Below are 13,231 nucleotides of genomic sequence, written 5' to 3'. Positions count from 1 at the left end.
AGATAAAACTGCGGTGGCAGAAAGAAAGTCAGGCTGTTTTTAACAGCAGAATGTGAGGAAGAAATGAAGAAAAATGTGCAGATATTAGCGGCAGTTTGTGTGATGACCGCATGTTCCTTAGGGATGGCATTATCATCTTCGGCAGCAACGAAAGGCTGGAAACAGGAAGGTGAAAATTGGGTATACTATGAAAAAGACGGCAGCAGGGCGTCCAGCGAGTGGAAGAAATCCGGCAGCCATTGGTTTTATCTGGATGATGACGGTATCATGGCCACAAGTTCCCTGATAGAATCCGACGATGATATTTTTTATGTGAATTCTGCCGGAACCATGGTCACCAACGAATGGCGGCAGGTGGAAAATGAGGACGCAGGCGACGATGATGAGCCTTACTCATATTGGTATTATTTCCAGAACAATGGGAAGGCCTATCGGGCGTCATCTGACCGCACCACCTTCCGTTCCATCAGAAAGGCCGACGGTACTAACCGGAAATATGCCTTTGATGACGACGGCCGCATGTTATACGGCTGGGTAAATGAGGATTCAACCCGTCTGACTGGTGACGATGCCTGGAAAGAGGGCGTTTACTACTGCGGTGAAGAGGATGACGGGGCACAGGTGGCCGGATCATGGGCCAGAATCCATGTAGAAGACGATGAAAATGAAGATGATACGGATCAGGACTATTGGTTTTATTTCAATTCAACGGGCAAGAAGGTTGATGACGAAACAAAGAGAATCAACGGAAAACGTTATACATTTAACGAATACGGCGCGGCCCAGTATGAATGGTATCAGGTCGCTACCAAACAGAATGCCACATCTTCCGGGGATTACCAGTATTTCAACACGCCGGAGCAGTGCTGGAGAGCGGACGGCTGGTTCCATGTAGTCCCGGACGAGGATGTGGATCAGGAAGCGTATAATGATGATGAAGCCTATTGGTTCTATGCGGAAAAAGACGGAGACCTGGTAAAGAGCCAGATGAAGACCATTAACGGCAAGAAGTATGCATTTAACGAGAAAGGCGAGATGCTGGAAGGGCTTTACAAAATAGAATTTGAAGAGAAGAGTTCCACAAAGATCGCTTCCTGTACAGAGATTGAAACAGAGGAAGAACTGCCGGATGAATTTGACACCTGTGAAGTATTTTACTTTGGCAACTCTCCGGTGGGAGCCGCTGAAATGGGAAATACCACTTTGGAAGTGGACGGAGAAGAGTATTCTTACAGTTTCCAGGATTCGGGCAGCAAAAAGGGAGCGGGATATAACGGCATCCATAAAAATTCCATTTACATCAAGGGACGGAAGTTAAAAGCGGATAAAGAAGACAAATTAAAAGTTGTGGAGTATAATGATAAAGAATACCTGGTGAATTCTTCGGGAACCATTGCCAAGAATAAGAAAAATGTGAAAGATGCAGACGAGAATTACTATTGTACCGATAAAGAAGGCGTGGTTACCTATCAGGGGACAGAGAAATTCGAAAAGGAAAAATAGAAAGTTGAGGATTTAAGCTGCCGTATGAGAAAGGGAAATTTCTGGAGATGCGTTCTGCCGTCTATGCTCGCATTTGCATGTTCGGGCGTTTATGCAATCGTGGATGGTTTTTTTATAGGAAGAAATCTGGGAGATCCCGGCCTGGCGGCAATTAATATCGCCTATCCGGTTACGGCGCTCTTACAGGCTTTGGGCACCGGAATCGGTGTGGGCGGTTCGGTGCTCATGGTGTCGGAGGGAACCGGCAGCGAATCAGAAATCAGGCAGGATCAGAAGAGAATACTTCTGCTCCTGCTTTTTACGGCTGCGGTTATGACGGCTGTCGGGTTGGCCGTAAAAAACCCGGTTCTGCATCTTCTGGGAGCCCGGGGTGAAATCTATGAACTGGGGCAGGTGTATCTTGGGATCATCCTTTCGGGCGCGGTATTCCAGCTTTTGGGAACTGGGCTGATTCCAGTGCTCCGCAATATGGACCGGGCATTTATGGCTATGGTTTTTATGATGTCCGGTTTTTTTGTCAACATGGTTTTGGATTATATTTTGATCGAAGCGGTTCCTCTTGGAATGTTCGGCGCGGCTCTTGCTACAGCGGCAGGACAGGGGGTGACGGCGGTGTCGGGCCTTTTGTATCTGCTGAAGAAGAGCATGTTAAAGGACGGACCCATAAGGGTTCCGGGCAGATTCATCCAATGGGATAGGATCAAGCGGATGCTGTTAATCGGCCTGTCTCCATTTGGGTTGACCTTGTCTCCCAACCTGATCCTTTTGGTGATGAATAAAAGCCTTACATCCTATGCCGATGACCATGAGGTCGCCGTATATGCGGTGATCAGCTACGTGGTGGTTGTGGTCCAGCTTCTTTTGCAGGGAGTAGGGGACGGCAGCCAGCCCCTGTTCAGCCTGAGCCTGGGCATGGGGGATGTGAAGTCCTGCAGGAAATACCGCTCCATGGCTTATTCTTTTGCGGCGGTGATCGGAGCGGCGGGAATCGCCGGGCTGTACTTGTTCCGGAGAGAGGTTCCGTTGATGTTCGGAGCGTCCCGGGAAGTGATGGAAACGTACAGCCGGGTCATTCTGGTATTTTGCGCCGGACTGGTTCCCTATAGTTTTATCCGGGTTACGGCATCTTATTTCTATGCGACCAGGCAGAACCGCCAGGCTTATATCCTGGCCTATGGAGAACCCCTTGGAGTGGCTGCATGGCTGCTCATCCTGCCTCAAATGATGGGAGTTCCCGGCATATGGCTGGCGGTGCCGGCGGCCCAGTTCACGATCGCGGCTGTGGCAGTCTGGCTCAGGAAAAAGGAAGACAGGGCAGAGAATTTACAAACCGGCGCTCTGGCCGGATGAAGATAAAAGAAATGCAGAAAGGAGCAGGATATGGAGAGAGAATACCGGATTGGCGAAGTGGCCAGGCTTTTGGGCGTCACTCAGGATACGCTGAGATTTTATGAGGAAAAAGATATTATCAAGCCGTATAAGACGGAAAACGGCTACCGGTGCTATACGGCGGATGACGTATGGCTTCTTCTGGACGCTATTTACTACCGGAAAGTCAATTTCAGCGTAAATGATGTGAAAAATATTCTCTATCACAATAGCTGCGACGCCATGGAGAGGCTGATCAGCGAAAAAATAGAGGAAGAGAAAAAGAGCATAAAAGAGCACAAATATTATCTGACCAAGCTGGAAACCAGCTATTTTAGCTGTAAAAATGTAAAGGATTATTTGAACGTCTGCTCCGTCCTCCCATTTCAGCGTTTTTACATCATGTCGCCCAAAAGAAAGGATAAAGAGACGGCCAGGGACGACTGGTTCCAGATGATCCAGGAAAAAAGCCTTTATGAGGTATCCAATATTCTGGAGGAATATGATCTGGATTCGGATTATGATATGCCGGTCTATTTTTATCTCACCCTCAGGGGATTTACGGCGAGGAAGATGAGAATGGACAAGAAGCTGGAGGGAGCGGTTCCATACCTGGATTACAAGCGCTGTATATTTACCGTGGCCGAATCCGACAGCCGTTCCCCTAAAAAGGAATCCATTGCCAGGGCGGTTGACTGGGCGAAGGAGCACCGGTTTAAGCTGGTGGGGAAGGCATACTCCCAATATACGGTCAACTGCAATGTGGACGGCAGGACGGTTTACTATATAGAAATCTATCTTCCGATTGTGGATGAAGTGTGAACTATTACGAATATTTTAATGTTTCAGCGGCTTCCTTAAAAGGCTGGCTTGATAAAACATGTCAATTATGATATGTTAAAAAAGAATAAAAAGAGCGTTGGCATCAGTAAACTGGAGGAGCATATGAAAATAGCGATAGGAAACGACCATACTGCAATTGAAATGAAAGAAGAAATCAAAGAACATTTACTGTCTAAGGGAATTGAAGTCCTGGATTTGGGAACCAATGCCCATGAGAGCTGCGACTACCCTGTGTATGGAGAAAAGGTGGGACGGGCGGTAGTGTCGGGAGAGGCGGATCTGGGCATTGCGATCTGCGGCACCGGCGTGGGGATTTCCCTGGCAGCCAATAAGGTTAAGGGCATCCGGGCCTGTGTGTGCAGTGAACCGTATACGGCGAAACTCTCCAGAATGCATAACAATTCCAATGTTTTGGCATTCGGAGCCCGGGTGATCGGCGTGGAGATGGCCAAGATGATAACAGACGAATGGCTGAACGCGGAATATGAAGGCGGAAGACACCAGAGACGGGTTGATATGGTGATGGAGATAGAGAACAGATGAAAAAAATATTAGTAACCCTCCCTGTGGAGGCACGTCATAAAGCGTATTTTGAAAACATTGGAAAGGACTGTGTATTTGAATATGTGCAGTCTTCTGAAGTTACTGAAGCCCAGCTTCAGGACGTTTCCATCATAATTGGAAATGTGCCGGAAAACATGCTGGAATCCGCCGGGAACCTGGAATGGCTCCAGCTCAATTCCGCAGGCGCGGATTCATACTGTAAGCCCGGAGTGTTAAAGCCGGGAACCCTTCTCACCAATGCGACCGGCGCATACGGCCTTGCGATTTCAGAATATATGGTGGGAACGGCCCTGATGCTTCAAAAAAAGCTGAACCTTTATTATGAAAACCAGAGAAACCACCATTGGAATGACGAAGGAAGCGTTACTTCTATATGGGGTTCCACAACCCTTGTTATCGGTTTAGGGGATATCGGAGGAGAGTTTGCCACCCGCATGAAGGTGCTGGGCAGCCATACCATCGGTATAAGAAGGAAATCAGGAGCCAAACCGGAATATTTGGATGAACTGTATACCAATGAGCAGTTGGACGAGGTGATTCCGAGAGCGGATTTTATCTCCCTCTCTCTTCCCAACACGCCTGAAACTTATCATATTATAGATGAAAAACGGCTCCGCAGCATGAAAAAGGGCGCATTTCTCATCAATGTGGGCCGGGGAACCGCCATTGATACGGATGCTCTCGTAAAGGTGCTGAATGAAGGCCATCTGGGCGGCTGCGCCCTGGATGTTACCGATCCTGAGCCGCTGCCGCCAGGCCATCCGCTGTGGGATGCCAAAAATGCGGTGATAACCCCTCATATTTCCGGACAGTATCATTTGCAGGAAACCCTGGAACGGATTATCCGGATCGCGGGCAGTAACCTGGAGAAGTTTTTAAATGGAGACAGACTTGATAATCTGGTGAATTTTGAAACGGGATATAGGGAAAGACAGAGCTGAGAAGCTGGACTTCCCGGCGCGTATTTGCGCGAAAAACGTATCTGCATGGAGGATTAAGATGAAAAAAATTGGATTTATCGGTGTTGGGATTATGGGAAAATCCATGGTCCGGAATCTTATGAAAGCCGGATTTGAGGTTTCCATCTATACAAGAACCAAATCTAAGGTGGAAGATGTGATCGGTGAAGGCGCGCTCTGGTGCGGTACGGCGGCTGAATGCGCCGCGGACCGGGATGTGGTGATCACCATCGTTGGGTATCCCAAGGACGTGGAAGAGGTTTATTTTGGTGAACAGGGAATCATAGCCAATGCGAAAAAAGGAGCATACCTGATCGACATGACCACCAGCAGCCCGAAACTGGCTGTAAGAATCTATGAAGAAGCCCGAAAAAATGGTATGTCCGCTCTGGACGCGCCGGTTACGGGCGGAGACAGCGGGGCAAAGGCCGGGACGCTGACCATACTGGCTGGCGGAGACAGGGAGGCATTTGACGCCTGTCTGCCGGTATTTGAAGCCATGGGCCGGAATATTAATTATGAAGGCAAGGCGGGAAATGGCCAGCATACCAAGATGTGCAACCAGATCGCTCTGGCGGGGGCCCTCAGCGGGGCCTGCGAAGCCATGGTTTATGCGAAAAATGTGGGTCTGGACGTACAGACCATGCTGGATTCCATTTCCACAGGCGCGGCGGGCAGCGCCCAGATGAGCAATGTGGCTCCCCGCGTTCTGGAGAATGATTACAATCCTGGTTTCTTTATCAAGCATTTTATTAAAGATATGAGACTGGCGGAGGAAGAGGCCAGAGGAGCCGGCATAGAGCTGGGCGTTCTGGAATACATACTTTCCATGTATCAGAATCTGGAAGCGGAAGGCATGGGGGATTTGGGAACCCAGGCTTTGGTGAAATATTACAAATGGTAACGGTATCATAGACGGGGCATGAGAATGGAAAAGCAGCTTAGACAGTTTTATTCCGCTGTTGCGGAACGGGATTGTCCGGGCTGCTTTTTATTGTAACGCCGCCTGGAAGAAATTAAAAAAAGTACTTGACAAATCTAACTGTATATTGTAAAGTTACAGTAACAAATAAAAATACAGTTCAGGAGGAAAATAGAATGGAGCAAAGGAGACAGTACGATGCGGTTATAATCGGTTTCGGAAAAGGCGGAAAGACCTTGTCATCTGCGCTGGCGGCAGCGGGGAAAAAAGTGGCGATGATAGAGAAATCGCCTAAGATGTACGGCGGCGCCTGCATCAATGTGGCATGTATCCCCACCAAATATCTGGTATATAATGCCCAGAAAGTATCAGACATGAACGGCAGTTTTGAAGAAAGAGCAGAGGCTTACCGGAAGATCATGTTGCAGAAGGACGGTCTGATTGATAAATTAAATACGGCAAATTATCATAATCTGGCGGATAATGAGAATATTACGGTAATAGACGGGACAGCCAGATTCCTGTCGAATCATGAGGTGGAGATTAAAAACGGCGGCGAGACATTTACCGTGGAAGCCCCGCAGTTTTTCATCAATACGGGAGCTGTTCCGGTGATTCCGCCCATTAAAGGCCTGAAGGATAATCCTTATGTCTATATCAGCGATACCATGCTTGAACTCAAGGAACTTCCGAAACACCTGGTAATCATCGGCGGCGGTTATATTGGGATTGAATTTTCTTCCATATACAGAAAGTTTGGTTCGGAAGTGACGGTTCTCCAGGACGGAGAGCAGTTCCTGGCAAGGGAAGATGAAGAGATGGCTGCGGCGGTTAAGGCCCAGATGGAGAAGCAGGGAATCCGGATCATGACCGGCGTGAAAGTAGAAGCGGTGGAACAGGAAGAGGGCCGGGCGAAAGTGATCATCACGGGGAAAGACGGCCAGCGGGAACTTCCCGCAGACGCCGTACTGGTTGCTACCGGCAGAAGGCCTGCTGTGGATGATCTGAATCTGGAAGCGGCGGGAGTGAGTACCAATGCCAGAGGCGGAATCATCACCGATGAACACCGGATGACCACAGCGCCTGAGATCTATGCCATGGGAGATGTGGCAGGCGGGCTTCAGTTCACCTATATTTCCCTGGATGATTACCGGATTGTCCGTTCCAAAGTGCTGGGCGACGGAAGCTATACCCTGGATAAGAGGGGAGCGGTTCCTTACAGTACCTTCATTGATCCCCCATTTTCAAGAGTGGGCATGACGGAAAAGGATGCCAGGGAAGCGGGATATGAAGTGAAAACGGCAAAACTTCTGGCTTCGGCCATTCCCAAGGCCAAGGTGTTAGGACAGACAGACGGCCTGTTAAAGGCTGTGATCGATGCGAAGACAGGGCAGATTTTAGGAATGCATCTGTTCTGCGCGGAATCTCATGAGATGATTAACCTGGCTAAGATGGCTATGGATGCCAAGCTTCCTTATACGGTGCTCAGAGATTCCATTTATACCCATCCAACCATGAGCGAAGTATTTAACGTGTTATTGACAGTATAGATAAAGGAGGACGATTGAGTGGGATTTTCATTAGATGTAAGTGTTCCGGCGCTTACCGTATTTTTACAGGGACTGGTGAGCTTTTTCTCGCCGTGCGTGCTGCCGCTTTTACCTTTGTATATCGGCTATTTATCAGGCGGAACCAGGAGTGTGGGCGAGGACGGCAGGACTTATTATAAACGCAGCAAGGTTATGGTGAATACCATTTTCTTCGTAGTAGGTGTCAGCTTTGCATTTTTCCTTCTGGGTTTTGGCGTCTCTGCACTGGGACATTTCTTCAACCGGAGCCAGTTGATGTTTGCCAGAATAGGCGGAATCATCGTGATCCTGTTCGGACTTTACCAATTGGGATTCTTGGGCACTTCAACCGTCCTTGGAAGGGAACACCGGCTGCCGTTCAGGCTGGATAAGATGGCAATGTCACCGGTTACCGCTCTGGTGATGGGATTTACCTTCAGCTTTGCCTGGACGCCGTGCGTAGGCCCCGCTTTGGCAACCGTGCTGATTATGGCGGCGTCGGCGGCGACAAAAGCAACCGGATATGCGCTGATCGGCGTATATACCCTGGGATTCATCCTTCCGTTTTTAATAGTTGGGATATTCACAACAACGCTGCTGGATTTCTTCAAGAAACATGGACAATTTGTGAAGTATACGGTTAAAATCGGCGGCGTGCTGATGATCATCATGGGACTTTTGATGTTTACCGGCAAGATGAACGCAGTGACCGGATACCTGTCCCAATACACGGTTCAGGGCCAGGATAACGGCGGAAAAGAGCCGTCTGGGGCCATAGCGGCGGATACGGAAGAAGAAACAAAAGAGGAATCGAAAGAACAATCATCGGAGAATGCGTCTTCAGAGGAAACTACAGACGCTTCCAAAGCTGTGAACGGAGAAACAGAAGCTGAGATCGAGGAGACAACCACCGCGGAGCCGGAGACGCTCCCGGCTATCGATTTTACGCTGACAGACCAGTTTGGCAACACCCATACATTGTCGGATTATAAAGGAAAGACGGTATTTCTTAACTTCTGGGCCACCTGGTGTCCGCCATGCCGGGCGGAGATGCCGGATATTCAGAAAATTTATGAAACTTACAGTACAGAAGGCGATGAGGCTCTGATCGTGCTGGGAGTGGCAGGACCTGACCAGGGAAGTGAAAAGTCAGAAGAAGAGATTAAGAAGTTCTTAGAGGATAATGGTTACACGTATCCGGTGCTGATGGATACCACAGGAGAACAGTTTGCGAATTACGGAGTTTACTCTCTGCCTACCACATTTATGATTGACCGGGACGGCAATGTGTTCGGATACGCGTCCGGACAGTTGAACGAGGACACCATGAAGAGCATTATTGAGCAGACCATGGAAGGGAAACGCAGATAGAGAAAATTACGTTATGATTCACCAGGACTGGGCATTTACTGCGCTGGCCGTACAATAACCTGGAAAAGCTGCTATTTGGGTTCCAATCAATTGCAGGATTGCCTGGCCAGGCGGAAGGTGTTAAAATAACCATGAGGACAGACCTGGGAAGACCGTTCCGATGGAAACAGCAGATCCCTGGGCCGGATGAATAGAAACAGAAATCGGAGAGAGAATGAGATGACAAGTGAATTTGGCGTAGCAGTTCATGCATTAGTATTTTTAAATCATAAGGCGGAAACAGTATCCAGTGAAGTTTTGGCGGATAATATCTGCACCAATCCTGCCCGGGTACGCAAAATCATGGCGAAACTTAAAAAAGCCGGTCTTCTGGCCACCAAAGAAGGATTGGAAGGCGGATATCTGTTCGATAAGAAGGCGGCGGATGTCAGCCTGTGTATGGTGGCGGACGCTCTCGAAACGGAATTTGTTTCTGCATCCTGGAAAAGCGGTGATCCCAATAAGGACTGCATGGTGGCGTCAGGAATGGCCGGAGTGCTGGATGAGCTGTACGGTAACCTGGATCAGATGTGCCGGGACCGTTTAACTCATGTTACAGTGGCAGATTTGGATAAAAAAATTTTTAAAGACAAGAATAAAGAAAAAAAGGAGAAATGAATTATGGCAATTTTAAAGATCACAAAGGAAAATTTTGACAGCGAAGTTATGAATTCCGATAAACCGGTTATGGTAGATTTTTTTGCAACCTGGTGCGGCCCCTGCAAGATGCTTCACCCGGTAGTGGAAGCTTTGTCAAATGAAGTGACGGACGTTAAAATCGGCGAACTGGACATTGACGAAGAGATTGAACTGGCTGAGAGGTTCAGAATTATGACAGTGCCCAGCCTGGTTCTCTTTAAAAATGGAGAGGCCGTTGATAAATTGGTGGGAGTGCAGTCCAAGGGAAAAGTCCTGGAGTTTATCCGCCAGTAGATTATAAACAGATCAATTTCAGCCGGCTGACAGGCCGGATGGAGTGGGCTGGATGGAGTGGGCTGCTGCGCTGGCAGCGCCGCGGAAACGGCATAACAGAATAGAGATTTTACGTAACAGTTCAGATAGGTCTGAACTGTTGCGATTTTACAAAACAATACCTGGGTGACGGATATAAAGTCCTGTTCACCCAGGTATTTTACGTAGATTTAACAAAACTCTCCTTTTGGATTTTACATATAAATTTTACAATACGAACTGTAAGAACAAACAGAAAGCAAAAAATAACAAAACTTTATAGAATGCCCCAAAGGGCAAAAGGAGAGGAAATTATGAAAAAAACATTGGCAATGGTATTAGCATTAGGCATCGCGGCAGCAGGTTTAACCGCCTGCGGAGGAAGCCAGACAACAGAATCCACATCACCGGCGGCCACAACAAAAGCGGCTGCAACAGAAGCGGCCACAGCAGATTCTACAGCAGCAACGACCGATGCGAAGGCAGAGACGGTAGAAGCAAAATCCCCATCGGCAGAAGGCCCCATTACCGTGGTATCCCGTGAAGACGGTTCCGGCACAAGAGGTGCATTTATCGAATTATTCGGTATTGAGGAGAAGAATGACGCAGGAGAAAAGGTGGATAATACTACAGAAGAAGCGGAAATTACCAACAGCACTTCCGTTATGATGACTACCATTTCCGGTAATAAAGAAGCCATTGGCTATATCTCATTAGGTTCCTTAAATGATACCGTAAAAGCGGTGAAAATTGACGGAGCAGAAGCGTCCGTGGATAACATCAAATCAGGTTCCTATAAAATCGCCCGTCCGTTTAACATCGCCACCAAAGAGGGTGTCAGCGAGACGGCTCAGGATTTCATCAAATTCATTATGAGCGAAGAAGGCCAGAAGGTAGTGGAAGACAACGGCTATATCAGCCAGGGCAATGAAGGCGCTTATACCGCAGGCAGCGCGTCGGGAAAAGTGGTAGTTGCCGGATCTTCTTCCGTAACACCTGTTATGGAGAAGCTGAAAGAAGCTTACACAGCCCTGAACCCGGATGTGACCATTGAAGTGCAGCAGAGCGATTCCACCACAGGCATGACCTCCGCGCTGGAAGGCGTCTGCGATATCGGAATGGCATCCAGAGAGTTGAAAGAAAGTGAGACAGAAGCAGGCCTGACCCCTGTGGTGATCGCTATGGACGGCATCGCGGTGATCGTAAACAACGAAAGCCCTGTGGAAGAGCTGACTAGTGACAATGTAAAAGCAATCTTTACCGGTGAAGTTACCGAATGGGAAGATCTTCAGTAAAAAAAGGGACAGGCGGTTTTTCTGACGGAATCGCCTGTCCTGCTGTGATTCACAGATTCCCCCAATCTGAGGATTACAGCAGGGATTTTTACAGCAGAATTACCCAGAGGCAAATATAAAGGAGCATTTGAATGAGAAAAGTGAAAGAAAAGGGGATGGAACTGGTATTTTTAACATCTGCCTGCGTTTCCATCCTGGCGGTAGCCATGATCTGTATTTTTCTGTTTGCCAACGGTGTTCCGGCAATCGGAAAAATAGGAGTGCTGGATTTCCTGCTGGGAGAGAAATGGAAACCGGGAAATGATATCTACGGAATCCTTCCGATGATAATGGGAAGTATCTATGTGACGGCGGGAGCCATTGCGGTGGGAGTTCCCATTGGGATTTTGACGGCCATCTATTTATCCAAGTTCTGTCCAAAACGTCTGTACCGGATCATTAAACCGGCCATCGACCTGCTGGCCGGAATACCATCCGTTGTATACGGGTTCTTCGGCATGGTGGTCATCGTGCCGGTCATGTCCCAGTTATTCGGCGGCAGCGGAAAGAGCATGGCTGCCGCATCCGTTTTGCTGGGGATTATGATTCTCCCCACCATCATCGGTGTGGCGGAATCAGCTATCAATGCAGTTCCGGCCTCCTATTATGAAGGAGCCCTGGCTCTGGGCGCCAGCCATGAGAGAAGCGTGTTTTTTGCCACTCTTCCCGCCGCTAAGTCGGGAATCATGGCCGGGGTGATCCTGGGCGTGGGCCGGGCCATTGGAGAAACCATGGCGGTGATTATGGTGGCTGGAAACCAGCCCAGAATGCCCAAAGGGCTGTTTGCTGGAGTACGGACCCTGACGGCCAACATTGTACTGGAAATGGGATATGCCACGGATCTTCACAGGGAAGCGCTGATCGCCACCGCTGTTGTGCTGTTCGTGTTCATCCTCATTATCAATTTATCATTTTCCATGCTGAGAAGGAGGTCTGAATGATGGACCCGATTAATAAACAGACATTTTCCCAGAAGATGAAAGCCTATAAAAGGAGCCCTCTTTCTCTCATTCTGATGCTGTTAGTCACCGTATCCGCGGCCGTTACGGTGCTGATCCTTTTATTTTTGATCGCTTACATCCTCATAAAAGGGGTTCCCTATCTGACGCCCAGCCTGTTTGCCTGGGAATACAACAGTGAAAATGTTTCCCTCATGCCGGCGCTGATCAACACCGTTATCATGACATTTCTTTCACTGCTGATCGCAGGGCCATTGGGAATTTTCGCGGCGATTTATCTGGTGGAATATGCCAAACGGGGCAATAAACTGGTGGCCGTGATCCGGGTGACGGCGGAAACCCTGTCCGGAATCCCCTCGATTGTTTACGGTTTATTTGGTTTCCTTTTGTTTGCAGTCACATTTGGCTGGTCATATACCATTATGGGCGGCGCTCTCACCCTGGCAATGATGATACTCCCCCTCATCATCAGAACCACGGAAGAAGCCCTCAAATCAGTTCCTGATTCTTACCGGGAAGGCAGTTTCGGGCTGGGCGCAGGGCGTTTGAGAACGGTATTTAAAATTGTGCTCCCTTCGGCAGTGCCCGGGATTTTAGCGGGTATCATACTGGCGGTGGGGAGAATCGTGGGAGAGACAGCCGCCCTGATGTATACGGCGGGGACCGTTGCCGGAGTGCCGGATAACCTGATGTCCTCCGGCCGTACCCTGGCTGTGCATATGTACGTGCTGACCAACGAGGGCTTGTACACCAACCAGTCATATGCAACCGCTGTAGTGCTTTTGGTCATCGTGGTGGGAATCAACGGGGTTTCCGGGCTGATTGCCAAGAGAATCGCGAAAGGATAGAA

Annotated in this window: 13 protein-coding genes; all 13 read left to right on the top strand. The window is 48.8% G+C overall.

What is annotated here, in order from left to right; all coding sequences use genetic code 11:
• Positions 1-63: 63 nt before the first annotated feature.
• The 13 genes from GPL15_RS13060 (at position 64) to pstA (ending at position 13,229) form a co-directional block, all read left to right on the top strand.
• Positions 64-1,503, top strand: coding sequence for a cell wall-binding protein (locus tag GPL15_RS13060; RefSeq protein ID WP_215699116.1), 1,440 nt, complete (start codon positions 64-66; stop codon positions 1,501-1,503).
• A 24-nt stretch (positions 1,504-1,527) separates the two neighbouring features.
• Complete coding sequence (locus GPL15_RS13055) at positions 1,528-2,853, top strand: MATE family efflux transporter (protein WP_215699115.1); 1,326 nt, start codon at positions 1,528-1,530, stop codon at positions 2,851-2,853.
• A gap of 30 nt (positions 2,854-2,883) precedes the next feature.
• A complete protein-coding gene (locus GPL15_RS13050; protein WP_215699114.1) occupies positions 2,884-3,693 on the top strand; it encodes a MerR family transcriptional regulator in 810 nt (269 codons plus the stop codon).
• A 123-nt stretch (positions 3,694-3,816) separates the two neighbouring features.
• Positions 3,817-4,257, top strand: coding sequence for a ribose 5-phosphate isomerase B (gene rpiB, locus GPL15_RS13045; protein ID WP_215699113.1), 441 nt, complete (start codon positions 3,817-3,819; stop codon positions 4,255-4,257).
• A complete protein-coding gene (locus tag GPL15_RS13040; protein WP_215699112.1) occupies positions 4,254-5,219 on the top strand; it encodes a D-2-hydroxyacid dehydrogenase in 966 nt (321 codons plus the stop codon). The genes rpiB and GPL15_RS13040 overlap by 4 nt, the downstream gene beginning before the upstream one ends.
• A 22-nt stretch (positions 5,220-5,241) precedes the next feature.
• Positions 5,242-6,141, top strand: coding sequence for an NAD(P)-dependent oxidoreductase (locus GPL15_RS13035; protein WP_346344974.1), 900 nt, complete (start codon positions 5,242-5,244; stop codon positions 6,139-6,141).
• A gap of 194 nt (positions 6,142-6,335) precedes the next feature.
• Entirely contained in the window at positions 6,336-7,709 is a 1,374-nt protein-coding gene (locus GPL15_RS13030) for an FAD-dependent oxidoreductase (RefSeq protein ID WP_215699110.1), read from the top strand.
• Positions 7,710-7,727: 18 nt separating this feature from the next.
• Positions 7,728-9,098 (top strand): cytochrome c biogenesis protein CcdA, encoded by a 1,371-nt coding sequence (locus GPL15_RS13025; RefSeq protein ID WP_215699109.1) that lies wholly within the window; start codon positions 7,728-7,730, stop codon positions 9,096-9,098.
• A 219-nt stretch (positions 9,099-9,317) separates the two neighbouring features.
• Positions 9,318-9,755: an Rrf2 family transcriptional regulator gene (locus tag GPL15_RS13020; protein WP_215699108.1), complete on the top strand. Its 438-nt coding sequence runs from the start codon at positions 9,318-9,320 to the stop codon at positions 9,753-9,755.
• Positions 9,756-9,758: 3 nt separating this feature from the next.
• Entirely contained in the window at positions 9,759-10,070 is a 312-nt protein-coding gene (gene trxA, locus GPL15_RS13015) for a thioredoxin (protein ID WP_215699107.1), read from the top strand.
• Positions 10,071-10,402: 332 nt separating this feature from the next.
• Entirely contained in the window at positions 10,403-11,383 is a 981-nt protein-coding gene (locus GPL15_RS13010) for a substrate-binding domain-containing protein (RefSeq protein ID WP_215699106.1), read from the top strand.
• Positions 11,384-11,514: 131 nt separating this feature from the next.
• Entirely contained in the window at positions 11,515-12,363 is an 849-nt protein-coding gene (pstC, locus tag GPL15_RS13005; RefSeq protein WP_215699105.1) for a phosphate ABC transporter permease subunit PstC, read from the top strand.
• Positions 12,363-13,229 (top strand): phosphate ABC transporter permease PstA, encoded by an 867-nt coding sequence (gene pstA, locus GPL15_RS13000; protein ID WP_215699200.1) that lies wholly within the window; start codon positions 12,363-12,365, stop codon positions 13,227-13,229. Before pstC ends, pstA begins: the two co-directional genes overlap by 1 nt.
• The last annotated feature ends 2 nt before the right edge of the window (positions 13,230-13,231 follow it).

Source organism: Clostridium sp. MCC353, from assembly GCF_018785315.1.
Classification (GTDB): Bacteria; Bacillota; Clostridia; order Lachnospirales; family Lachnospiraceae; genus CHH4-2.
This window is presented reverse-complemented; position numbering and strand designations above follow the sequence as displayed.